Origin of the sequence: Pseudoalteromonas sp. ND6B (assembly GCF_000764215.1) — a bacterium.
Classification (GTDB): Bacteria; Pseudomonadota; Gammaproteobacteria; order Enterobacterales; family Alteromonadaceae; genus Pseudoalteromonas; species Pseudoalteromonas tetraodonis.
Window position 1 is genome coordinate 53,438 of record NZ_JQFL01000035.1, and the last position, 23,641, is coordinate 77,078.

At 40.3% G+C, this 23,641-nt stretch carries 25 protein-coding genes; 10 read left to right on the plus strand and 15 right to left on the minus strand.

Features of this window, described 5'->3' with window-relative positions; all coding sequences use genetic code 11:
- Nucleotides 1-106: 106 nt before the first annotated feature.
- Nucleotides 107-418 (minus strand): DUF962 domain-containing protein, encoded by a 312-nt coding sequence (locus ND6B_RS10765; protein ID WP_013465102.1) that lies wholly within the window; start codon nucleotides 416-418, stop codon nucleotides 107-109.
- Nucleotides 419-575: 157 nt separating this feature from the next.
- Here ND6B_RS10765 and ND6B_RS10760 point away from each other — a divergent pair, with 157 nt between their 5' ends.
- Nucleotides 576-2,732, plus strand: coding sequence for a prolyl oligopeptidase family serine peptidase (locus ND6B_RS10760; protein WP_033103335.1), 2,157 nt, complete (start codon nucleotides 576-578; stop codon nucleotides 2,730-2,732).
- 68 nt (nucleotides 2,733-2,800) lie between these two features.
- Here the strand turns inward: ND6B_RS10760 and ND6B_RS10755 are convergent, their stop codons facing one another.
- Nucleotides 2,801-4,093 (minus strand): anti-phage deoxyguanosine triphosphatase, encoded by a 1,293-nt coding sequence (locus tag ND6B_RS10755; protein ID WP_033103336.1) that lies wholly within the window; start codon nucleotides 4,091-4,093, stop codon nucleotides 2,801-2,803.
- A 181-nt stretch (nucleotides 4,094-4,274) separates the two neighbouring features.
- Here ND6B_RS10755 and ND6B_RS10750 point away from each other — a divergent pair, with 181 nt between their 5' ends.
- Together ND6B_RS10750 and ND6B_RS10745 are read left to right on the plus strand one after the other, a co-directional pair.
- Entirely contained in the window at nucleotides 4,275-5,084 is an 810-nt protein-coding gene (locus ND6B_RS10750) for a glucosaminidase domain-containing protein (RefSeq protein ID WP_033103337.1), read from the plus strand.
- Nucleotides 5,077-5,745: a DUF2987 domain-containing protein gene (locus ND6B_RS10745; RefSeq protein WP_033103338.1), complete on the plus strand. Its 669-nt coding sequence runs from the start codon at nucleotides 5,077-5,079 to the stop codon at nucleotides 5,743-5,745. The genes ND6B_RS10750 and ND6B_RS10745 overlap by 8 nt, the downstream gene beginning before the upstream one ends.
- A 62-nt stretch (nucleotides 5,746-5,807) precedes the next feature.
- Here ND6B_RS10745 and ND6B_RS10740 read toward each other — a convergent pair whose 3' ends face one another.
- Both ND6B_RS10740 and ND6B_RS10735 read right to left on the minus strand, forming a co-directional pair.
- Nucleotides 5,808-6,986 carry a GGDEF domain-containing protein gene (locus ND6B_RS10740; protein ID WP_033103339.1) on the minus strand — a complete coding sequence of 393 codons (1,179 nt, stop codon included), beginning with the start codon at nucleotides 6,984-6,986 and terminating at the stop codon, nucleotides 5,808-5,810.
- A gap of 135 nt (nucleotides 6,987-7,121) precedes the next feature.
- Nucleotides 7,122-8,012 (minus strand): TIGR01777 family oxidoreductase, encoded by an 891-nt coding sequence (locus tag ND6B_RS10735; RefSeq protein ID WP_033103340.1) that lies wholly within the window; start codon nucleotides 8,010-8,012, stop codon nucleotides 7,122-7,124.
- Between the two features lie 168 nt (nucleotides 8,013-8,180).
- On the opposite strand from ND6B_RS10735, the gene ND6B_RS10730 reads away from it, so the two are divergent.
- A complete protein-coding gene (locus ND6B_RS10730) occupies nucleotides 8,181-9,224 on the plus strand; it encodes an AI-2E family transporter (RefSeq protein ID WP_013465095.1) in 1,044 nt (347 codons plus the stop codon).
- A gap of 40 nt (nucleotides 9,225-9,264) precedes the next feature.
- Here ND6B_RS10730 and ND6B_RS10725 read toward each other — a convergent pair whose 3' ends face one another.
- The gene (locus tag ND6B_RS10725) at nucleotides 9,265-10,347 is read right to left on the minus strand and encodes a flavin monoamine oxidase family protein (protein WP_033103341.1); all 1,083 of its coding nucleotides are present in this window, start codon (nucleotides 10,345-10,347) and stop codon (nucleotides 9,265-9,267) included.
- Between the two features lie 306 nt (nucleotides 10,348-10,653).
- Here ND6B_RS10725 and ND6B_RS19925 point away from each other — a divergent pair, with 306 nt between their 5' ends.
- The 3 genes from ND6B_RS19925 to ND6B_RS10715 all read left to right on the plus strand — a co-directional run bounded on the left by ND6B_RS19925 (nucleotide 10,654) and on the right by ND6B_RS10715 (nucleotide 12,291).
- Nucleotides 10,654-11,154 carry a hypothetical protein gene (locus ND6B_RS19925; protein ID WP_081844555.1) on the plus strand — a complete coding sequence of 167 codons (501 nt, stop codon included), beginning with the start codon at nucleotides 10,654-10,656 and terminating at the stop codon, nucleotides 11,152-11,154.
- Nucleotides 11,155-11,297: 143 nt separating this feature from the next.
- Nucleotides 11,298-11,642, plus strand: a complete 345-nt coding sequence (locus tag ND6B_RS10720; protein ID WP_033103342.1) for a lactoylglutathione lyase — start codon at nucleotides 11,298-11,300, stop codon at nucleotides 11,640-11,642.
- Nucleotides 11,643-11,940: 298 nt separating this feature from the next.
- Nucleotides 11,941-12,291 carry a VOC family protein gene (locus ND6B_RS10715; RefSeq protein WP_013465093.1) on the plus strand — a complete coding sequence of 117 codons (351 nt, stop codon included), beginning with the start codon at nucleotides 11,941-11,943 and terminating at the stop codon, nucleotides 12,289-12,291.
- A 124-nt stretch (nucleotides 12,292-12,415) separates the two neighbouring features.
- Here the strand turns inward: ND6B_RS10715 and ND6B_RS10710 are convergent, their stop codons facing one another.
- From ND6B_RS10710 to ND6B_RS10690, 5 genes are all read right to left on the minus strand, one after another.
- The gene (locus ND6B_RS10710) at nucleotides 12,416-12,829 is read right to left on the minus strand and encodes a hypothetical protein (RefSeq protein WP_033103343.1); all 414 of its coding nucleotides are present in this window, start codon (nucleotides 12,827-12,829) and stop codon (nucleotides 12,416-12,418) included.
- Entirely contained in the window at nucleotides 12,816-14,153 is a 1,338-nt protein-coding gene (locus ND6B_RS10705; RefSeq protein WP_028835133.1) for an ATP-binding protein, read from the minus strand. The genes ND6B_RS10710 and ND6B_RS10705 overlap by 14 nt, the downstream gene beginning before the upstream one ends.
- Nucleotides 14,147-14,821, minus strand: a complete 675-nt coding sequence (locus tag ND6B_RS10700) for a response regulator transcription factor (RefSeq protein ID WP_008109187.1) — start codon at nucleotides 14,819-14,821, stop codon at nucleotides 14,147-14,149. The genes ND6B_RS10705 and ND6B_RS10700 overlap by 7 nt, the downstream gene beginning before the upstream one ends.
- 3 nt (nucleotides 14,822-14,824) lie before the next feature.
- Nucleotides 14,825-15,085 (minus strand): PepSY domain-containing protein, encoded by a 261-nt coding sequence (locus ND6B_RS10695; protein WP_016900388.1) that lies wholly within the window; start codon nucleotides 15,083-15,085, stop codon nucleotides 14,825-14,827.
- Nucleotides 15,086-15,248: 163 nt separating this feature from the next.
- A complete protein-coding gene (locus tag ND6B_RS10690) occupies nucleotides 15,249-15,551 on the minus strand; it encodes a YciI family protein (protein WP_016900387.1) in 303 nt (100 codons plus the stop codon).
- Nucleotides 15,552-15,739: 188 nt separating this feature from the next.
- On the opposite strand from ND6B_RS10690, the gene ND6B_RS10685 reads away from it, so the two are divergent.
- Nucleotides 15,740-17,164 (plus strand): sodium-dependent transporter, encoded by a 1,425-nt coding sequence (locus ND6B_RS10685; protein WP_013465088.1) that lies wholly within the window; start codon nucleotides 15,740-15,742, stop codon nucleotides 17,162-17,164.
- A gap of 54 nt (nucleotides 17,165-17,218) precedes the next feature.
- Here ND6B_RS10685 and ND6B_RS10680 read toward each other — a convergent pair whose 3' ends face one another.
- Entirely contained in the window at nucleotides 17,219-17,860 is a 642-nt protein-coding gene (locus tag ND6B_RS10680; RefSeq protein WP_024603097.1) for a CPBP family intramembrane glutamic endopeptidase, read from the minus strand.
- Nucleotides 17,861-18,091: 231 nt separating this feature from the next.
- On the opposite strand from ND6B_RS10680, the gene ND6B_RS10675 reads away from it, so the two are divergent.
- Together ND6B_RS10675 and ND6B_RS10670 are read left to right on the plus strand one after the other, a co-directional pair.
- Entirely contained in the window at nucleotides 18,092-18,361 is a 270-nt protein-coding gene (locus ND6B_RS10675) for an HU family DNA-binding protein (RefSeq protein WP_033103344.1), read from the plus strand.
- A gap of 222 nt (nucleotides 18,362-18,583) precedes the next feature.
- Nucleotides 18,584-19,162, plus strand: coding sequence for a type 1 glutamine amidotransferase domain-containing protein (locus tag ND6B_RS10670; RefSeq protein WP_033103345.1), 579 nt, complete (start codon nucleotides 18,584-18,586; stop codon nucleotides 19,160-19,162).
- Between the two features lie 73 nt (nucleotides 19,163-19,235).
- Here ND6B_RS10670 and trpA read toward each other — a convergent pair whose 3' ends face one another.
- From trpA to trpD, 4 genes are read right to left on the minus strand one after another with little or no spacing between them, the layout of a single operon-like run.
- A complete protein-coding gene (gene trpA / locus ND6B_RS10665) occupies nucleotides 19,236-20,057 on the minus strand; it encodes a tryptophan synthase subunit alpha (protein ID WP_033103346.1) in 822 nt (273 codons plus the stop codon).
- Nucleotides 20,054-21,238, minus strand: coding sequence for a tryptophan synthase subunit beta (trpB, locus tag ND6B_RS10660; RefSeq protein ID WP_033103492.1), 1,185 nt, complete (start codon nucleotides 21,236-21,238; stop codon nucleotides 20,054-20,056). The genes trpA and trpB overlap by 4 nt, the downstream gene beginning before the upstream one ends.
- A 7-nt stretch (nucleotides 21,239-21,245) precedes the next feature.
- Nucleotides 21,246-22,610, minus strand: coding sequence for a bifunctional indole-3-glycerol-phosphate synthase TrpC/phosphoribosylanthranilate isomerase TrpF (gene trpCF, locus ND6B_RS10655; RefSeq protein WP_033103347.1), 1,365 nt, complete (start codon nucleotides 22,608-22,610; stop codon nucleotides 21,246-21,248).
- Nucleotides 22,603-23,640 carry an anthranilate phosphoribosyltransferase gene (gene trpD / locus ND6B_RS10650; RefSeq protein ID WP_033103348.1) on the minus strand — a complete coding sequence of 346 codons (1,038 nt, stop codon included), beginning with the start codon at nucleotides 23,638-23,640 and terminating at the stop codon, nucleotides 22,603-22,605. Before trpD ends, trpCF begins: the two co-directional genes overlap by 8 nt.
- Nucleotide 23,641: the final 1 nt, after the last annotated feature.

Genomic DNA, 23,641 nt, shown 5'->3' on the forward strand with positions numbered 1-23,641 from the left:
AAGGTAGACCATTTTTACAACCAAGGTCAATTGAATTACATTCAATCTACAATTTATTTACAGCGGCAGGTGGACTATTTGAGTAGCCTGTAGCGTAAGTCGCCATTTACCATTTAATTTTACCTGTGAGCATATCTTTAAACATTACCCAATCGCCCCATAAACTATATAACGGGTGCTTAAATGTAGCAGGGCGGTTTTTTTCAAAAAAGAAATGCCCAACCCACGCAAAGCCATAACCAATCACTGGTAATAACCATAACAACATAAGTTGTGAGCTAAAAAACGCATAGCCTGCCAGTAACAGTACTAAACTACTGCCTATAAAATGCAATCTACGGCAGGTTTGATTACGATGCTCTTTTAAGTAATAAGGGTAAAAGCGTTTAAAGCTTTTAAAGGATTGGGTTTCTGTCATTACTTAGCCTATTGGTGTTTAAACGTTGTTCATTAATGTATTTAAGCGTAACTAAGCGCAGGTTAACAGCGATAAATGACGTTTACCGCATCTTAATAGACAAAAGCAGGAAAAGTTAATAACTTAGATTGATTATCAACAAGGAAATAAAATAACAATGCTAAAAAAAACACTGACCTGTGCGGTTGTAATCGCACTTGCGGGTTGTTCACAACCTGCAGAAAACACCTCTCAAAATGAAGTAAAAACAGCAATGAAAGCAGTTAACTCTCTAGATTACCCTGAAACTAAAAAAGGCACAGTGGTTGACACTTACTTTGGTGAAAATGTGGCTGATCCGTATCGTTGGTTAGAAGATGATATGAGTGATGAAACGGCTCAATGGGTTAAAACACAAAATAACCTAACCTTTTCATATTTAGAGCAAATACCGTACAGAGATACGTTAAAGCAGCGCCTTGAAAAGTTAATGAACTACGAAAAAATCAGCGCGCCGTTCACCGAAGGTGATTACACCTATTTTTACAAAAATGATGGCCTGCAAAATCAGTACGTTTTATACCGCAGTAAAGACGGCGGCGAGGCTGAGATTTTCTTAGATCCTAATAGCTTTAGTGAAGATGGTACCACTTCAATGTCGGGCTTATCATTTTCAGAAGACGGCTCATTGTTAGCATACCAAATATCGGAAGGTGGCAGTGATTGGCGTAAAATCATTGTTATAGACACCGAAACCAAAGAGCAAGTAGAGCAAGCACTGGTTGATGTTAAATTTAGTGGCGTAAGTTGGTTGGCAAATGATGGTTTTTATTATTCAAGCTACGACAAACCAGAAGGCAGTGAGCTTTCTGCAAAAACTGATCAACATAAAGTGTACTACCATAAATTAGGCCAAGCCCAAAGCGAGGATACGCTAGTATTTGGCGATACCGCTGAGCAAAAACACCGTTATGTGGGCGCTAAAGCGACCAAAGATGGCCGTTATTTGTTTATTACTGCTAGCGTATCGACCTCAGGCAATAAATTATTTATTAAAGATTTAACTAAGCCAGATAGCGAGTTTGTTACTGTAGTGGGTAATACCGACTCTGATACCAGCGTGATTGATAACGAAGGCAGCAAGCTATTTTTGGTTACTAACTTAAATGCTCCAAATAAAAAAGTAGTGACGGTTGATGCAAGCAACCCGCAACCTGAAAACTGGCAAGACTTTATTCCAGAAACCGAAAACGTACTTAATGTAACGCTTGGCGGTAACACATTCTTTGCCAACTACATGGTTGATGCTATCTCTAAAGTGAAGCAGTACAACAAGCAGGGCGAATTGATCCGCGATATTAGTTTACCAGGCGTTGGTACGGCGGGTGGTTTTGGCGGTAAAAAAGAGCAAACTACGCTTTATTACTCATTTACTAACTATAAAACCCCTGGCACGACTTACAGCTTTGATGTACAAAGTGGTGAGTCAAAAGTATATCGTAAGTCAGGTATCGATTTTAACAGCGATAAGTATACCTCTGAGCAAGTATTTTATACCTCTAAAGATGGCACTAAAGTACCGATGATTATTACTTACAAAAGTGATATTAAATTAGACGGTAGCAACCCAACTATTTTATATGGCTATGGTGGCTTTAATATAAGCTTAACACCTCGCTTTAGTTCAACAACAGCGGCTTGGCTTGAGCAAGGCGGCGTATACGCAGTGGCAAACATTCGTGGTGGCGGTGAGTATGGTAAAGAGTGGCATAAAGCAGGTACGCAATTGCAAAAGCAAAACGTATTTGACGACTTTATTGCCGCTGCACAATACTTACAAGATAAAAAATACACCTCTAAAAAGCGCCTAGCACTGCGAGGTGGTTCAAACGGCGGGTTATTAGTCGGTGCCGTAATGACCCAGCGACCTGACTTATTTCAAGTGGCGTTACCTGCGGTAGGCGTACTCGATATGCTTCGTTATCATACTTTTACAGCGGGTGCTGGCTGGGCATACGATTACGGTACTAGCGACCAAAGTAAAGAAATGTTTGATTACTTAAAAGGCTACTCGCCAATTCATAATGTAAAAGCAGGGGTTGAATATCCGGCGACGATGATCACTACAGGCGATCATGATGACCGCGTTGTACCGTCGCATTCATTTAAATTCGCAGCAGAGCTTCAAGCGAAGCAAGCGGGCACTAATCCAACGCTTATTCGTATTGAAACCAATGCAGGCCACGGTGCGGGTACACCAACCAGTAAAATTATTGATCTTTATGCCGACATGTACGGTTTTACGCTATACAACATGGGCATTAAATCACTTTAATGTGACTTTATAAGCTAACGAAAAGCCGAGTTACTTAAGTGACTCGGCTTTTTTTTATGCTCACTACTTTATTGTATGGGTGAGAACAACCGTTGATAAGTTTTATAAGCGTATTCGTCACTCATACCGCTTAAGTAGTCACAAATAATTCGCATGCCTTGATGGTGCTTTTCGGCTTCTAGGTAAAGTGCTTGCGTGGTTTCGGGTAATAACCGCATTGGATCGCTGGCAAATGCGGTAAACAGCTCAATAAGCAGGTTCTGCCCTTTAAATTCTATTTGCTGCATTTGAGGGTCGCGTATCAAGCGTTGAAACACAAAATGCTTAAGTATTTGTAATACGCTTTCGTATTGCTGATCTAATTTAGCGGTGTGCTTTAAAATAGGGCATTCAAAGGCATCGTTTTGTATGTCTAAATGAATATGAATAATAAAGGTATTTACTAATTCACCAATGGCATCTTTACGCTCATGTTCGTGTTTTGAAAATAATCGCTCTGTAAGTGATTTAAGTAGCGTATTTAACCAATCATAGTTGAGTGCTTGTAAGTGCGGCAATGCATGGGTTAACCAATCGTCTAGGCTTAACACATCGGTGGCTATGGCATCTTCAAGATCGTGTACGGCATAGGCAATGTCATCAGCCAGTTCCATAATGGCACTATCGAGAGATTTATAGCGTGTTTTAGCTCGGTATGAATCTACAATATTTTGGCTGGTTAATAATGCTTTATCATTTTGACTCAGTGGTTCAATGATCCAATTAAATATAGGTGCATCGTCATTGTAAATACCTTTAGCAGGTCGCCAGTCGTCGGCTTTTATAAACGCGCTTTGTTTATCTACTTTGGGAATGTTGTACCACAACTGATCGATAAAACCAGGATACTTTATAAACCCTAATAATGTGCGCCTTGTTAAGTTCATGCCATAGCCATTACTGTAAGGCTCTAGTTTGGCAACTATTCGTAGTGTTTGTGCGTTACCTTCAAACCCGCCATGATCACGCATCATGTAGTTAAGCGCAATTTCTCCGCCGTGCCCAAAGGGCGGATGGCCGATGTCGTGCGCTAAACATAAGGTTTCGAGTAATCCGGTTGATGGAAAATGTTCAAAACGAGGGTGCAGGGCTTTTAAGTGACGTAATATGCCCGTGCCTATTTGCGATACTTCTAAAGAATGGGTAAGACGTGTGCGATAAAAGTCATTTAAACCAATACCCATTATTTGAGTTTTGGCTTGAAGGCGTCTAAATGCTGCAGCATGAATAATTCGAGAGCGGTCTATTTGCCAAGGAGAGCGGTTATCGTTTGGGCGGTGTTTATATTGTTCAATTATTCTATTTTGCCACTGTTTATCCATGTCACAACCTATCTCTATATCTACGACTTTAACGCTTAGTATATTATAAATAACTCACAATAGGCGTATGAATTTTATTCAGTTGTTCGGTATTCGCGTTTATAAAGTGGCTTAGGTATAATGAGTGTTCGTATGTATGTGACTACACCATACATAACTTAGAGTTTAATTGAGATAATACATGTTAAAAACTATTTTTCAGTTGTTGTTAGCCGCCCTTGTTATTTGGGCACTTACTCATCCATTTATACAAACTGATGAGTTTGTTTCAGATGAACAAACACGTGCTGACGACATTAAAAAAGAAAAGAAGAAAGAAAAACCATTGCACAATGTTAAGTTGCCAAAATTCTCAGAATACACCGATGTAAAAGAGAAAAAGCATGCGTTTTTTAACTTCATTAAGCCCCATGTAGAAGCCGAAAACAAAAAGATTTTACAGCAACGTGCAAACATTGAAATTGCGCGCATGATGCTAGAACACGACGAGCCGTTAAGTAAAAAACAAGCGAGCGATATTAAAAAAATACTTAAATTATACCGCTTACCTGAAACCTTAGACACGCTTACACTAACTCAAGCGCTGCGCCGTGTAGATATTATTCCTAAAGAACTTGCCCTAATGCAAGCTGCTAATGAGTCGGCATGGGGTACCTCACGCTTTGCCCGAATAGGCTTAAACTTTTTTGGCCAATGGTGCTACAAAAAAGGCTGTGGCATGGTGCCAAGAAGACGTGATAATGAAGCCGAGCATGAAGTGGCTGCATTTAAATCGGTTCGCGCTGCAGTAACGTCATATTTTAGAAATATTAATACGCATAATGCCTATAAACAATTACGCAGTATACGTGAAGATTTACGCGCACAGCAAAAGCCAATTAAGGCGACTAAGCTAACCCTTGGGCTGATGTCCTACTCAGAGCGTGGTGAAGCGTATATTGAAGAGCTAAATACGATGATCAATCAAAACCGAGCGTACTTTGATGAATAAACCAGTATTAAAATTAGTTACGACTATAGCGACCTGCTTTTTAGCAATAGCGGCAAATAACACCTATGCTAAAGAGTTTGTTATGTCGTATGACGGTTTTTACGACCGTTTAAAAGTAGTAAACAAAGGCGATTTTCAGTACGCCCGCGTAAACTTTTATATTAGCGATATTGGTACTAACGAAGTATGTAGTATCAAAAGCGGGACTATTTTAACTGAAAAAAATGAGTACCCGCTTAATTACACTGACAAAGCGCAACTGTTATTACCGTATGATAAGCAGCTCGATACTGACAAAGCGGTGATTGTGGTTCAGCCTAAAAATCCGGTTCATGATTGTCAGTTAAAGCTTCAAATAGAGGCCAACGAGCTAGAAGGGCTAACCTTTTCAAAGCAATCATTATTAACCATTAATAATGAGCTTGAAGCGCTTTTAACAGACTTGTCGGGCTTTTTTGTTAGCAAACTAATGTGGTTTTTACTGCCTGAGCAAAAAGGGGTGGTTGTTACTTTTAATGCGCCTAAACAATTTGATGATGAGCGCATAACATGCGAAGAATCAGTATGTTATTTTGAAGTAATAGACAGCTGGCAAAACGACACCAAAGTATTGGCTGATATAAACGAGGTAGTTAAAGTAACGCCTTGGATCAGTAAGTAATAAAATTAATTGGTTTGATTATAAAGCGGGGTCAGGTTTGACCTCGCTTTTTTATCGCCAAATTAAATAATGGCAGAGGGGCTATTCATGAGTGCGCTTTTTTCATCATGAGTAACAACTTTATTTCGGCCCGTTTCTTTAGCAAGGTAAAGGCGTTTATCAGCTTGTAATAGCAGCTCTTGCATATTTAAATCGCGAATAAGTGCGCTACTTACTCCAGCACTAACAGACAGTGCAATACTATTACCGTTAAAATAAAAGGGATATTGATCAATACTTTTGCATAGCTTTTGGGCTAACTGCCTTGCTTGAGTAAGATTTTTTTGGTTAAGGAAAATAGCAAACTCTTCTCCGCCAATTCGAGCGGTAATGCCTGCTTCAAAAAACAATTCGTTAATATGTTGTGCAATCCACTTTATTGCTTCGTCGCCAGTTTCATGGCCATATTGGTCGTTCACTTGTTTAAAAAGATCGATATCGAGCATAATTAACGACACTCTGCTGTTAAGTGGTGCAGTGTGGGTTATTTTTTTACACAGGCGGAAAAAGCCTCGCCTGTTTAATAATTGTGTAAGCGGATCGTGATTCGCTAAGTTTATTAGTTTTGATTCTTCATTGGCAAAAGCAATAAACGGCAGAATTAATGCACTGGCTGTGGTTAAAAATAAATGCGAGACCAATAATAGTTGTAACCCTGCGGCTAAGTTCGCCTGACTAATTTGGCTAAAGTAGGGTAAAACAAGGAGTACAACTTGCAACAGCATTACTACACTGTGTAGTGAAAAGCAGGCAATTAGTAGTCGTTGCTGTACTTTAGCAACACTGGGGGTTTTGATCATTAAATAGGCCGCGTAGCTAAATAGTACGGCAGTAATGATACTGGTAATAATTTGCCCCGCATCAATGAGATACACAGCAAGTAGCAATGTGCAACATATAGCACAGGCATAATATAAAGGCGTTAGCTTTACTGCAGGCACCGTACTTTGTGGTATTAACCCTAAAATAAGCAGGAGTGGGGTTAAAATAATAAACAGGTAAGCAAAAAAGTAAGTTAAAAGTGGATAGTCAATCACCCCTCTTAAACCAATTAGGGCAATAGCGGTTATAAACGAGCAGCAGGCAGTAGCAAAAAATAAAAAGCTAGGTTGTTTTTTATATGAATACACAGAAAAAAAGAATACTGCAATAAACAAGTTAAGAATAAAACAGAGGCTAATTAATGTGGGTAAATGAAGCATGTTTTAGTTGCTCTTTTAGCTGAATAAGAAATAACGCTTAACTCATTATTAGGTAGTAACACTAAAATAGCAAGGGAGTAAAAAGTATTAACTTTATACTCCCTTGCTACAAACTTAACCCTTTAAGGTCAGTCGTTAAACTAAACTTTTTAATGCGGCATCGATTTCAGAAAAGTGAAAACGGTAATTATTTTCTAATGCTTTTTTAGGCACCACAAATTGGCCGGTTGTAAGTAGATCTGCCATTTCTCCCATTAGAACATTGAGCACAGCTGCAGGCATGGGCATAAAGGCAGGACGTGACAGTGCTTTACCCAATGATTGGCTAAATTGTTTATTGCTCACCGGATGCGGGGCAGTTGCATTTACAGCACCAGAGATATCTTGATTACGAATCAAAAATAAAATGAGCTGCACCATGTCATCAATGTGGATCCACGACATACCTTGCTCGCCATTGCCAATTGGCCCGCCTAAACAAAGCTTAAATGCAGGCAACATTTTTCCAAGTGCGCCGCCTTTTTTAGCCAGTACAATGCCTGTGCGAAGTAAGCAAACACGAGTATCGTCAGACTCAGCTTTTAATGCAGCGAGTTCCCAATCTTTACAAAGTTGGTGACTAAATTCATCGTGCGGTTCTGTGTTGTTTTCATCAACTTGGGTTTTACCTTGGCGACCATAATAGCCTATTGCACTGCCTGAAATAAACGTATGTGGCGGTGTATGACACTGATTAATTGCTTCACTTATGGCTTGGGTAATAATAATTCGGCTATCGCGTATTTTTGCTTTTTGTTTATCACTCCAGCGTTTATTAACAATAGGTTCGCCGGCTAAATTAATGACAATATCGACCGTATTAAAATCTACATCTTCTAAGCTACTAACAGCATTTACTCTGTGGCCTAACAATACTTTAGCTTTGGTTGGGTTTCTACTCAATACCGTAATGTCGTGGTGGTGCAACAAGAAAGGGCAAAGGTGCCTACCAATTAAGCCCGTGGCGCCTGTAAAAAATATATGCATTGCAACTCCAAAATTATAAATAAAGCGGGATGTTTAAAATTTATACTCCCCAGCTCAACGATTTGCAAATTTATACGTACCATTGATTATTATGATCACCCATAAATATTTCATTCTATTAGCTTTTGCCTTACACTGAAGCCAAATAACAGCAATAGGATAAGAGTATTGGCAAGTTTAACTGGGGTAAATAAAAGCTTAATTATTTTTGCAGCGTTGGTCATTGTATTAGCGGGCATTAAAGCCGCAAGCGCTATCGTTATTCCGTTTATTTTGGCAGCATTCATTGCCATTATTTGTAGCCCACTCATTAATTTTTTTGCTCGGTACCGTATTCCAAAAGGCATAGCGGTTGTGCTTGTGGTGCTTATTATTATGGGCTTAGGTGTAAGCTTAGGCGGTTTAGTGGGGCAGTCGGTTAACGATTTTTCAAAGCAGTTACCTGAATACAAAGCACAATTAAAAGAAGAATTTGTATGGCTGGTTGATATGGCCTCGCAATACAATATCTTAATTAATAAAGAACAAATTTTGTCTATGTTCGACCCCGGTAAAATGGTTGATGTTGCCACCAATATGCTAACCGGCTTAGGTAGCGTAATGGCCAATATGTTTTTAATTATTTTAACGGTTGTTTTTATGCTGTTTGAAGGGCCCATACTTGGCAAAAAGATACATTTAGCATTGGACGATCCTGACAGTAAAATTAAGCAAATTGACCGCTTTTTAGACTCTATTAATTCTTATTTGGCCATTAAAACCTTAGTAAGTTTAGCCACCGGTGTAATCGCTGGTTTTTACCTGTGGATACTCGATGTTGATTACTTTGTACTATGGGGCGTATTAGCATTTATGCTTAATTACATTCCTAACATTGGTTCAATCATAGCCGCTGTGCCAGCACTGTTACTGGCGCTTATTACTCAAGGCCCATTAGTGGCAGGCCTCGTTGGCGCGGGTTATTTAACTATAAATACCGTAATGGGTAATATTGTTGAGCCTAAATACATGGGTAAAGGGTTAGGGCTTTCTACGTTAGTGGTATTTTTATCGTTAATATTTTGGGGCTGGCTTTTAGGCTCTGTGGGTATGTTGTTATCAGTGCCGTTAACTATGATTGTAAAAATAGCGCTAGAAGCCAGTGACGAAGGGCGTTGGTTAGCAACCATGCTTGGCACAGGTGAAGAAACCGTCATTAAATCAGAAGACTAATACCTTATAAAGGCGTGCCAAAAGCACGCCTTTAACATTATTAAGTATCTATTAAATTAGCTAAGGCGCTATCTACGGCGTTTACAGCCCCCTCTAAATAGCCTGCCTCCTGCTTTGCAAACTCACTCCCCACAAAATGCACTTTTAACTGTTTGAGTTGCTCGCCAAGCCCTGAAAAATTAAATTCGGGATGCTGCGATACACCCATTTGGTCATCCTTGTTGGCCACAAATTCATCCTCAGCCCAATCTTTTAACGTGCAATGAGTGGCAGTATAAGCCTGATCACCATAAAAATAGCCAAGCTGATCAAGGCAGGCTTGGGTTAATTGCTCGCGAGTTACTCGACTGCGCTGCAAGTAAGGCTCACCAATAAAGCCAAACAGAGCAGGGTGAGCATGCTCACTTGCTGAGGCATCATGTATTTCTACTAACGGACCTACACGGCTAAAACATTGCCCTGATAAATTTTTATCTCGCCAAAAAGCGTGCTCAAAGGTGGCAACAAACTTTGCTTGGCCTGCCATCCACGTCGGCACCGATGCTAAACGCTGTGCTAAAACATTATCAGCCCATAAATGCGGGGTTAAATGCTGGCCGATCATTCTAGGCGGTAACGCCAACAGTAACTGATCGCAAGTAAAGTGATGCGTACTCCCTTGGTAATTAGCGCTTGTATGCCAGCCATCGGAAAGCTTTTTCACTTCACTAACAGCGTGCTCTAATTTAACGGTGTTTGGGTCAAGCTGCTGATAAAGCGCATTAATAAGCTCGCTCATGCCGTTTTGTATTCTAAATAGCTGCATTTCACCCGCCCCTGCAATTTGCTGTGCAGGGGCAGTATGCGATGCTTGATACAACACATCGCCTTGTGTGTATTGCTCAAACACAGGGATGTTTAAATCAGTAACTAACTGTTGAATATTAGGCTGGTGCGGAAATATCCAGGTAGGGCCCAAATCGTGGCCAATGCTGTTGTTAGTCGCTAAAAAGTGAGAGGTAATCCTGCCACCCAAATTGGCTTTGGCCTCTAATAATAAAAACGGAATGTCACGTTTTTTTAGGCTGTAAGCGGCATATAAGCCCGCTAAGCCACCACCAATAATAACCACAGGTTTATGCATTTTAAAATCACTTTAGCTAAATCAATCTACTGGTAGGTAGTTTGTGGTTTTTATGCAGATTTGTCAAAACGTTTTATGGGCTAAGTGAGTAAGCTCTAGTGTGCACTCATACTCAGGAAAATGAGCGACGCGAGCCTATTGTTCAAATTAGCACTGCTTAAAATAATAAAACTTAATGATAGCAATGTGTTAGCTAATTTGTTAGAACTATAAATGAAGAAGCAAAATTAGCGCAGCGTTGGTATAGATATGCGCAAATCGCGTACTATAAAATTGTTAGCCTAATCCAATAGTAAGTGAGTCTATATGGCAGATAACATTTGGGAAGATAGAGAAACACCAGATCTTGAGCACATTCTCGAATTATTCAACAACGCTGAGTTGGGTGCATATCTAACAGGTCATTTATTGCTTGAGTCAGTATTAGTTCAATTAATAAAGTTGAAGCTTGACGATAGTGAGAAGATAAACCCATTTAACATGAGTTTTCCTAATAAGGTTAAGTTAGCGCTAAATCGTGGTTTAATTTGGCAATCAATGGCTGATTTTTTGATCGAAATGAATCGTATTAGAAATAGGTTAGCACATCGTTTAGGTGAGCCCATTACTTTTGACTTAGTCTTTGGTTTAGCCAAAGTTGCTCACTTGGCCGGCGTCGATTTTTCTGATGACACAATACATTCTGATTATCAGTTGTCTCAGCAATGGTATGGGATTCAAGGAATCATCCAAAAAATATTTCAAAATGCCGCACAAAACCTTTCATTTATAATGGAAGAGCATGGTGGGGAATTTCAGTTTGCTTAGACTAACAAAGCATTGAAGAGTGATTCCCAACGCTTGGCATTTTTGATTCCATCTTAGGTTTTTGTGTTTTCGGTGGTATGGTGAGGTTTTTTGGTAGCGTTACTCACACTTTAATGCGGCGTTAGCTGCCTTTGGAAAGAATCATGGATGTAATAGATATAAAAACATTTATTCCAAGTAAGGACTTCGAAATTTCAAAGTCTTTCTACTCGGAAATTGGATTTAAATCAGAATACGTAACCGACGATCTCACACTTTTTGAAAACGGTGATTGTCTTTTCTTTTTGCAGCGCTTTTACAATGAAGATTTGGCCAAAAATTTTATGTTGCAAATCTGCGTTTCAGACATCTACGAAGCATATGAGTTATGCTTTAAATCCGAACACAAAACAAAGATTACCCCAATCCAACAAGAAGCTTGGGGTAAGGTCTTTTATTTATGGGGGCCAGTGGGTGAACTGTTGCATATCACGCAGCTGAGCAGCTAACAAAACGCTGTTGGGAGTCCCTTTGGTCGCTGGGACGCTAATACGTGGGTTGACCCGCTTCGCTCGAATTTTAGCCCATGAGCTTATTATTCAATAAAAAAATAAATAAACAAGACACCCATCTTTAATTTTGTACTTTCAAATGCCTTTTAACTAGGTTTTATTCAGCATTAATTATAAGTAGGGTGTCTAAGCACATTCTTATAAAACTTTATCAGCCGTTTATGCTATTGCTGCTATCTTTATTGCTTGCACAAGCCACAAATAAGATAAGTGATAATAAGGGTAAAAAACTAAAATGACTCAAAATAATAAAATTAACTATATTGAAATTCCTGCACAAAATATTGCAGCTACAAAGGCTTTCTTCAGTACGGTGTTTGGCTGGTCATTTGTAGATTATGGCCCAGAATATTGTAGTTTTACCGCGCAAGGGGTTGATGGTGGTTTCTTTAAATCTGACTTGGTTGTTTCTACTAAAAACGGAAGCCCGTTAATTGTGTTATACAGTAATGACCTTGAAGCGACTCAAAATAAAATTGAAAAAGCTGGAGGCAAAATAATTAAGCCTACATTTTCATTTCCCGGTGGTAGACGATTTCACTTTAGCGATCCTAATGGAAATGAATTTGCGGTATGGTCAGAGTAATCACATTTCAAACTATATAACTACAAAAATGCAGTCTTTAAGGCTGCACTTCCCAAAACACCAATAAACTCTTCACTTAATTACCAAACCAAACCAAACCACACATCGCTTACCTATAAACTAATTAAAGAGCCGTTTTAAGCTGCTGAATAAACTGCTCGGTCATGGCTATTTCACACTCTTTGTAGGTAACAACGGCTTGTTGTGCATTAGGTTGTTTTAGCATGTAGCGCCATTGGCAGCTTCTTTGAATGTAGTTGTCTTTAGCGTTAATGCTTAGCTTAAATAATGACAAAATTTGGGTGTTGCCGGTCTCGCTTTCTAATGCAGATAGTTCAAAGGTACGCTTTTGGATCCAGCTATCTTGTTCTTGCTGTACTCTATTTAGTTTGGCATCTAAACATTGTGTATATGCTTTGATTTGTTCGGGTAGGGCGTTTTTTTCAAGTGTGCATTCAAGCGGCGCTGCAACGCTTGGAACAGCCCAAGCAAATAACAGAGCTAGAGTAAAAAAAAGGATATAGTTATTTTTTTTCATGGTAATTAAACTCGAGAATAAATTTTGCGCCGCCCAAACGTTGCGACTGAGAAATAGTTAACAACCCGTGATACGACTTCACCAAGTCAGATACAATCGCCATGCCAACACCATGACCACTTTCGTAAGTATCAAGGCGCGTACCGCGTTGAAGCAATGACTCGCGTTTATCTGGTTGAATACCCGGGCCGTCATCACAAATACTAATGCTAAGTGTTTTAGCTTGTGAAACGTCAATACTGACTTGGGAGCGACAGGCTTTGCAGGCATTATCTATTAAGTTACCTAATAACTCCATTAAATCGGTTTTATCGCCTAAAAAGTAATCTTTATCACTCACTTTGCAATTAAATATGATGTCTTTATCGCGATAAACTTTACCCATCGCACTTAAAATAGAGTCGATAACCGGTTTGATGGGGGTTTGCTTTTTCCATGTATCGGAAGCCCCAGTAGCAGCACGTTTTAATTGGTGCTCGATCATCACATTAATTCTGTCGAGTTGTTCTTGTGCGTCGGCATCATTGGCCAGTGGGCTTGATTTTAATACAGCTAACGGCGTTTTAAGTGCATGTGCTAAATCGCTGAGTGAGGCGCGGTAGCGCTCTTTTTGGCGTTGCTGCGACTCTAATAATAGGTTGAGGTCGGCTTTTATTGTTTGTAGTTCAACGGGGTATAAGCCTTTAATTTCTTGAATATCGCCTGATTCAATAGCTTTTATTTCTTTATCTAGGCGCTGCAGCGGCCTTGCACTCCAAATAAAACCAATAGCCATTAACCCTGCTATAGCAATCCCCATTATAAACATCCAATCGACTAAGGTTTGTTTAAACCCGTCCATTAAACGCAGTAGGGCGTCGTTGCGTTTTAATAAAATAAATCGTGCTTGCTCTGATTGGTCAATATTATTAAGAATGACCGTTAAGCTTAACTGCCAATAGGCGGTGTTGTTATAAACCACGCGTCTAAAGTCTGCAGCACCGGCTTTGGGTTCTATATACTGAGGTACAAAATTAACGTTAACCGCCGACTCAGAATGCCAAATAGGCACATCGTCACGGTATATCATGGCGTAGGTGTCTGAGTTTAGGTTGTTGAGTTCGGGCGTTAATATAGAGCTGGGCATAATAATGCCACGCTCGGTAAAATCAACCTCGGAGATGAGTGAATACAGGTGCGCTTCGAGGTTTTTTTCGGTGGCATCAACAAGTGACGCGTAATACGCCTTACCTATGGAGTAAAACAAAATAGGTAAGGCGACTAATAAAACAAAGACAAGGATAAATCCTTGCCTTATTTTTAACGAAATTTGCGGTGCTACCACTGGCTTTTAAGCCTGTAACCACGCCCACGTAGTGTTTCTACTGGGTTAAGCACACCGTCAGGGTCGAGCTTTTTACGTAAACGCAATACAAACACTTCAATGACGTTTGAATCAAGATCGAAATCTTGGTCATAAATATGTTCTGTTAACTCAGACTTTGAAATTACTTTTTGCGGGTTAACCATTAAGTATTCAAGTACTTTATATTCGTATGCGGTTAAGCTTAGCTCTTTGTCGTTTACCCACACTTGTTGTGAACGCGTATGAATTTTAATAGGGCCGGCTGTCATTTCTGGGTTTGCTTTACCTGCACTTCGACGAATAAGCGCATTACAGCGAGCAATGAGTTCTTCAACATGAAATGGCTTAGTTAGGTAGTCGTCAGCGCCCGCATCGAGGCCTTCAACTTTGTCTTGCCAGCGATCGCGCGCCGTTAAAATTAAAATAGGGATAGTGATCCCTTGGGCGCGGGCTTTGTTTATAAGCTCTATGCCATCTATTTTAGGCAGGCCTAAATCAACCACTGCCATGTCTAAAGGGTATTCTGTTATATGAAAAAGGCCCGCTTCGCCATCGTGACATAAATCAACACTGTAACGCTCTTTTTCTAATGCATTGCGCAGATTATCTGCCAAATGTAAATCATCTTCTATTACTAAAATTCGCATTGGTTAATCCTTTTTCACTTCGCCAGTTTTTTTGTTTATCTTCAAATCGACGACGTGGCCGTCAGCTTTTAAAATTCGTACTGTATAAAATTGTGTTTCTTCTGAAATTTTTAATGTTGTACCGTCTGTGGTTTGTTTTGCAAGTATTACTGCTTTCTTTTTGCTTATCTCAATTTTATCGGGTGTGCTGTTAGTATTATTTGCATGGGCAACATTAGCCAAACAAAAAACAGCAATTAAATTGAGTGTTAATAATACACGCATTACGAAACTCCTAGAACATACCTGCTTAGCCTAAAAAACTAAGCCACTAAAATTTAATTACTCTATTGAGTATTTAAATTTTTATAAGACAAAGTCTAATTAAAAATGAGTGAACAAACCCTGAATTACTGGTTGCAGTTAAACAAGGGAACTCACGTTAATGTTAAGCAGGGAACACTTTTTTGAATGGTTTAACAATTGAGTTTTCATATACGCCACCCGCAACATAAGGATCATCTGCGGCCCATTCTCTGGCATCTTCTAAAGAGTTAAATTCAGCAATCACTAAAGAGCCAGTAAAGCCCGCATCTTGAGGGTCTTCACTATCAACCGCTGGAAGGGGGCCGGCTGTTAATAGTCGACCTTCGTTTTCTAGCGTTTGTAAACGTGCTAAATGAGCAGGGCGAGCAGCTTTTCTGTGCTCTAAGCTGTTCTGGACGTCCGTTGAATAAATCATATACAACATAAAAATACTCTCAAAACTTGTTAAATTTAATTAACTGCATACTAGCATAGCGTTGATAAATGGTGAATTAAAAGTGTTTATGGCGATGTTTACAGCAAGAATGTTTTTTTACGCGGTAATTGCTTGAAAAGCGTTGTGTAACACTGGTAGAGTCCCTTGGATAAGATAAATAATAACAAGGTTATTACATGAGTGAAAATAGAGAGCACTTTAGCTCCCGCTTAGGATTTATATTAGCAGCGGCGGGTTCTGCTGTGGGCATTGGTAACTTAGTAGGCTTTCCAGTTTCTGCGACTAAGAATGGCGGTGGTGCATTTTTGCTCGTCTATGCTTTGTTCGTCGCATTCATTTGTTTACCCGTCATGATGGCCGAAATGGCTATGGGTCGCCACGCACAAAAAGATCCTCTTGGTGCATACAAGGCGTTAGCCAATAACGATAAGAAATGGAAGTTTGCTGGCTTTTTAGCCGTGTTAACGCCATTTATGATTGCCGTTTTTTACATGGTGATCACGGTGTGGATTTTTGGTTACTTAAGCCAAACCGCATTTGGTAATTTGGATAAGTTGGCAAACCCTGGGCACTTTGATGAGTTTATTAACAGCTACACGGTGTTTGGCTACATGGCACTGGTTGTGGTGATTGTTAACTTAATATTGGTCGGTGGCGTAAAAGATGGCATAGAAAAAGCGGCTAAATTTTTGATGCCGGCGTTATTTGTCATGCTTATTATATTAGTGGGTTACGTACTCACCCTTGATAACGCAATGGCGGGTGTGAAGTACTATATTATTCCTGATTTTAGTAAAATGAATGCCAGTGTTCTTAATGGCGCATTGAGCCAAGCGTTTTTCTCATTGTCGTTAGGTATGGGTATTTTAATTACGTATGCCTCTTACATTTCTAAAAAAGATGACATTGTGGGCAGTGCTAAAATGGTTGCCATTACCGACTCATTAGTTGCCTTTGTTGCAGGCTTAATGGTGTTACCGGCTATTTTTAGCTTTGACCCAAATACCGATCCGACAAAGTTATCTGACTCGTCAGTTTCAATGATTTTTGTGTACTTACCAAAAATCTTATTAGCGTTACAACACGATATTGGCTACTTTGGCGCATCAGCCGTGGCGTTTATTTTCTTCTTGCTGGTATTTTTTGCCGCAATTACATCGTTGGTATCAATTGTAGAAGTGCCGACTGCCACACTCAGCGACCGTAAAGGCATTAGCCGTAAAAAAGCGCTAGGCATACTTACCTTATCAACCGGTGTGTTAACCATTATGTGTATTATGTCGTTTGGTATGATTGACAGCCTAACTACCTTTACTAGCTACGGCAGTGGTAACAAGAGCTTTTTTGATATTGTATATGACGTGTTCTACGACACTATTTTACCACTCAATGGTTTAATGGTGTGTTTGTTTGTAATGTATAAATGGAAGAAAGTTCGTTTAAGTGAAGAGCTAAGACAAGGTTCGCCTAATTATGCGAATAGCTTTATGGAAAAGTACGTTAACTTTTCACTACAAACATTTATCCCAGCGATTTTACTGCTTATTTTTGTAAATACCGTTGCGACCAAGTTTTTTAATATCAGTATTTTTGGTTTTTAATTAAAAACTAATTTAATAAAGCCGCGCTTGTCGCGGCTTTTTTGTTGCGGTTAGTTAATTCAGTGCACCCGAATCTAAGTAGTCACCAATCCCTAGGGTAAACATCCAAATGCCCCATAAGCTGTGCTCAATAACACAGGCAAAAGTTGAGCGGCTTTGCGCGTAGGTATAGGCAAATAGTAAGCCACCGACAAACGCTAAACTAACAGCTATCCAATTGGCGTAAATAATATGTGCCAATGCAAATACACTGGCGCTAATAATAATGCGCAACCATTTACTGGGCATAATGCGCTTATAGCGATGAAAAAAATACGTTCTAAATATTAACTCTTGCGGGATCACCGACAATAAAGGGTAGAGCAGCAATAGCATCAGCCAATCGGTGAGGTTTTCACGCGGTAAAGTAAACCAGTGTCCTTGGTAGAGTAGGTTATAAAACACCCCTGAAAATAATGCGCCAATAAAGAAAAAGCTAAACATACGGCGCTTCACAGCAGAAAACTGCCCCATACTGGTTAATCTAAAGCGTTTAAAGTGAATGTCGTTTAGCAGCAGCATACAGCACACACTCATTAAAATGATCAGTGCTGGAATAAGCCAGTTAGATAAATACTGGCGAATATTAAAGCCAATTAAAGGCAGTATGATAAAAATAAAGGTAAATTCAAACCAGCGGTATTGATTAGCGTTCACGTTTGCTCACGTTGATTTTTATTTCACCTTAGCAAGCGATTAAGTCATCTTTATGACTATAAAACAGCCAAGCTGATTATATTTAAACCCAATGACTCTCACTAAGGCCCTTAGCCCTCTGTTAAGGTTGACTTACCCCCTTGCAACCCTTAGCCTGCCTGCTTTTATTTTTACATCATTGTATTGCCACGCTAGTTGGCTAAAGCCAGCGCGTGTATTTAGGAGCAAAAAATGAATAAGGCAGAACTGGTTGCAGCCATGGCACACACGAGCGAGTTAACAAAAAAAGAGGCGCAATTAGCGTTAACCAGCTTACAAAAGGTGATTACCAAATCATTGTCTGAAGGCGATCAGGTACAAATATCTGGTTTTGGCACTTTTGCATTAAGTTATTACCCAGCCCGTACGGGTCGTAATCCACAAACAGGCGAAGCAATAGAAATAGAAGGGGCTAATAAAGCCGTATTTAAGCCAGCCAAAGCGTTGAAAGACAGCCTTTAATTGTCAGTGCTTGTAAGGGAGTTTTGTTATTCAAACAAAGCATGTACCTTGCAGGCTATTTTTATTTTTAAAAAATGGCTGTGTAGTATCTGCAACCACTGTAAATAATTTACATAGCACTCTCATCTCTTTAAATAAAACGCCAATATTATCAGTATGTTATTTTTGGTATGTGATATGCAAACCTCTCTGTGTATCAAAAAATAAGATAAGGAGTATTTAATGAGTAATTTACATAGCAGCACCCGTTTACAAGGTAAAAAAATTGCCATTTTAGCCACCGATGGATTTGAACAAAGCGAGCTACTTTCGCCGCAAAGCGCATTACTAGAGGCGGGCGCAGATATAGAGGTGGTGTCTATTAAAGAAGGGCAGATCACAGGTTGGAATAAAGATAATTGGGGTGAAAAAGTAACCGTTGATAAATTAGCATCAGATGCCAATGCCGCTGACTACGATGCACTTTTACTGCCGGGTGGTTTGTTTAATCCCGATAGCTTACGTCAAAATACAGATGCCAAAGCGTTTGTTGATGGCTTTTTTGGAGCAGAAAAAAATAAACCTGTGGCCGCTATTTGCCACGCGCCGTGGTTATTAGCTGAAATTAATAAGCTCAGAGATAAAAAAGTGACTTCCTTCCCTAGTATTAAAAGCGATTTAATTAACGCCGGAGCTCACTGGGTAGATCAAGAAGTGTGTGTTGATAACGGCTTAGTCACTAGCCGCAGCCCTGCAGATTTAGATGCATTTAATGCAAAATTTATTGAAGAAATACTCGAAGGTAAGCACCAAGCGCACTAGCTCTGGGCTTTTAAATAGAAAAGGGCATATTACATGCCCTTTTTTATTGATAATGATAAAACACAGCTCGCTATTAAAGCGCAGTAGCGGCTTTCATATCGCTTACAAATGTTTTTAGCTGCGAGGTCATCGCATCTAAATCATCTAAGTTTGCTTCAATAATTTTTACCACAGCAGAGCCCGAAATAGCCCCCGCAGCACCGGCTTTAAGTGCCGCTTTTACATCTTCAGGCGTTGAAATACCAAAGCCTAATAATGCAGGTGCACTGTGGTACTCTTGTAAGCGCGTAACCACATGGGTTGCTGGCATTTGTGCTTTGGTGTCTGTACCTGTTACCCCAGCACGAGAAAGCAAGTAGGTGTAGCCACGGCCGTATGATGCACATTCACGCAAGGTATCGTCACTGGCGTTCGGTGTAGCGATAAAAATCGGGTCTATACCATTGGCCATGGCGGCTTTTCTAAACATTTTAGACTCATGTAATGGCACATCAGCCACTAAAATAGAGTCAACACCCACTGCTTTTGCATCGGTGTAAAACTTTTCTAAGCCACGTTTAAATATTAAGTTTGAATACAATAACAAACCAATTGGAATGTTGGCGTTATATTCACGGATCTCTTTAATAATATCAAAGCAGTCTTGCGTATTAATATGCACGTTTAAGGCACGAATATTGGCTTTTTGAATGACAGGGCCATCGGCAATCGGGTCGGAAAACGGAATACCTAATTCAAGCCCGTCAGCGCCGCCATCAATTAAGCTTTTAATAATTTCGATGCTTTGCGCTTTACCTGGATCGCCAATGGTTACAAACGGTACAAAAGCACCCTGGTTTTGCTCTTTAAGCGCGGCAAACATTTGTCCATAACGGTCAGTTTTTACGTGGCTCATAGTTGACCTTCCTCTGATAATACCTTGTGTACGTGGGCTAAGTCTTTGTCTCCACGACCACTTAAATTAATAACAATGATACTGTCTTGCGTTTGCTCTTCTGCATAATCTAGGGCATAGGCTAGCGCATGACTTGATTCAAGCGCAGGAATAATCCCTTCGTGTTTAGCTAATGCTTGAAAGGCATCAAGTGCTTTGGTGTCGGTAATACCGACATATTGAGCACGGCCAGTTTCGTGCAAAAAGGCATGTTGAGGGCCAACTGCGGGGTAATCTAGTCCCGCCGATACAGAGTAAGACTCTTCAATTTGACCATCTGTATTTTGCATAATATAAGTGTAAGTACCGTGCAAAATACCTTTTGTTCCTTTACAGATAGTTGCGCCATGTTCATGCGTGTCTAACCCTTTACCTGCAGGTTCAACGCCAATGAGTTTAACGCTTGGCTCATCAATAAAATCGGTAAACATACCAATGGCGTTAGACCCACCGCCTACACACGCAATAACCGCATCAGGCAAACGCCCTTCGGCTTTAAGTACTTGTTGTTTTGCTTCTTCACCAATTATTTTTTGATATTCACGTACAATAGTCGGGAATGGGTGAGGACCCGCTGCAGTACCTAAAAGGTAATGAGCCTCTTGATAATTGGCAGACCAATCACGCAGTGCCTCGTTAACCGCATCTTTTAATGTACCCGAGCCTGCGGTTACCGGAATAACTTCAGCGCCCATTAGCTTCATTCTAAATACATTTGGCTGTTGGCGTTCAACATCTTTTGCACCCATGTAAATACGGCATTTTAAGCCAAGCAATGCACAGGCAAGTGCAGTGGCTACACCATGTTGGCCGGCGCCTGTTTCAGCAATCACTTCTTTTTTACCCATACGTTTGGTAAGCAGTGCTTGGCCTAAAACTTGGTTTGTTTTGTGCGCACCACCGTGGAGTAAATCTTCACGCTTTAAATACAGTTTTACTTTTGGGTTTTTAACTAAGTTACGCGTTAAAGTAAGCGGGGTAGGACGACCCGCATACTCGTTAAGTAATTTACTTAGCTCTGCCTGAAATTCAGGATCTTTTTGTGCTTTATTAAATTCGTTTTCTAACTGCTTAAGCGCAGGGACAAGCAGTTCGGGTACAAACATACCGCCAAACTCGCCAAAATAAGCTGGATTTTGCATTTTAACCTCAATAATTTCTGATACTTGTAAAAGCATGATGTAGTTTGTTTGCACACTTTTTACCTGGAGACTCTTCTACACCTGAATTTAAATCAAGCCCAAGAGCACCTTGAAAAAGTGCATCGCTAATATTGTCTGGGTTTAAGCCGCCAGCAAGCATAAATGGGGTCGTTGCATCGCGAAGTACCGACCAATCAAATGTTTTGCCTGTGCCGCCAGCCTGTGAATCACTGTGAGTGTCGTATAAATGGCGATCGGCTCCTATAATCGGTTGAGGCAAAGCATCTTTGATGGCCTGTGCTTTCCATATTTCACAATGACGTGGTAGTTCATTACGTAACGATGCAATGTAATGTTCATCTTCTTGGCCATGTAATTGAACAGCAGACAGTTTTAGTTGTTTAGCGTGCTCAGCAACCTCTGCTATGGCGGCATTAACAAACACCCCAACAAATTTTAAAGGGGCACTTTGGCTGATTTCTTTGGCGCAATCTAAATCGACAAAGCGCGGTGATTTTGGATAAAAAATTAATCCGCCATAAAGGGCACCGTTGTCGTAAGCCGCAATGGCATCTTGATTACGGGTTAATCCACAAACCTTGTTTTCGCCTAGGATTACACGGCGGCACGCTTGTAATAAATCGGCCTCAGCCATTAATGAGCTGCCAATTAAGAATCCATTACATAAAGGCGCTAAACGCTTTACATCTTGATGGGTATAAATACCTGACTCTGAAATAACCACTTTATCGTTAGGAATAAGCTTACGTAGTCGCTCGGTTGTGGCTAAGTCGGTGCTTAAATCGCGCAAGTCACGATTATTAATCCCAATTATTTGTGCATTGAGTGCCAGTGCACGATGCACCTCTTCTTCGTTACTCACCTCAGTTAGTACCGACATATTTAACGAATCGGCGACTGCATGAAGCGTTTTATACTGCTCATCGTCAAGCACTGATAGCATCAGTAAAATAGCGTCACCACCATAAATACGTGCCATGTAAACTTGGTATTCATCAATAAAAAAGTCTTTACAAATAAGTGGCTGCTCTACTTGGCTGCGCACAAACTCAAGGTAATCAAAGCTACCCTGAAAGTACTTTTCGTCAGTTAATACACTCATACAAGTGGCATACTGCTTATACGCTTGGGTGATTTCTGTTAAATCAAACGGCTGACGAATTAACCCTTTAGAAGGCGATGCCTTTTTGCACTCTAAAATAAACTGCGTGCCAGGTGCCGCTAACGCTTGATAAAAGCTACGTGTGGTGGGTTTAGCTTGATGCTTAAAGCTCTCAAGTGGGCGCGCTGCTTTGCGTTCAATGAGTTCTATTTTTTTATCGGCAATAATTTTGTCTAATACATTAGCCATGACTTACCTCAATAATTGCATTTAGTGTGTCCATGGCCTTGCCTGAACGTAATAATGAGTGTGTTATTTGTGCACCTTGTTTTAACGATTGTGCTTGGCCAGTTAAGTACAGCAATGCAGCAACGTTAACAATAATAGCGGCGTTATGTGCCTCGCTACCTTTGCCCTGTAAAATGGCAAGGCTGGCGTTTGCATTGTATTGTGGGCCTTCACCGGCTAATTGTTCAAGTGAATAGTTTGCAAGGTCAAAATCACTAGGGTTGAGTGTGTATTGGGTGATTTTGCCGTTATCCAGCTCAACAACCTGTGTTGGGCCATGCAAGGCGATTTCGTCGGTGCCAGAGCCGTGAACTATCATAGCGCGTTTAGTGCCCAGAGTATGAAGAGTTTGCGCCATAGGTAGGCACAAGGATTCATCGTATACCCCCAGCAATTGAACATCTGGGGCAGCGGGATTAGCTAGCGGCCCAAGAATATTAAAAATAGTACGGGTTTTTAAAGTGGTTCGTACGTTCATCGCATGGCGCACGCCGCTGTGATAGTGCGGTGCAAATAAAAAGGTAAAATTTGTATGTTCAAGGCATTTAGCCGCTTGTGTGGGAGTCATATCAATATTGATCCCCAAGGCTTTGAGTAAATCAGCAGACCCTGAGTTACTCGATACACTGCGATTGCCATGTTTTACCATATTAACACCGGCAGCGGCTGCCACAATTGCCGCGGTTGTACTGATATTGATAGTGTTTGAACCATCGCCACCGGTACCACAGCTATCGGCAAGTTGAGTTTTAATGGTTGTAAATGCCACGGCGTTTTCACGCATTGAGGCCGCAGCACCAGCGATTTCATCGCTTATTTCACCTTTCATTTTAAGGCTAATTAACAGTGCAGAGAGCTCAATATCGCTCATATTCCCTTGCATTATTTGATCAAAAAGTGTTTTTGCTTGTGCATAGCTCAATGATTGCTTGGCAATAACGTGCTCAATAGCCTGTTGAACATTAAGCGAGTTTTGTAATTGTGTAGTCATA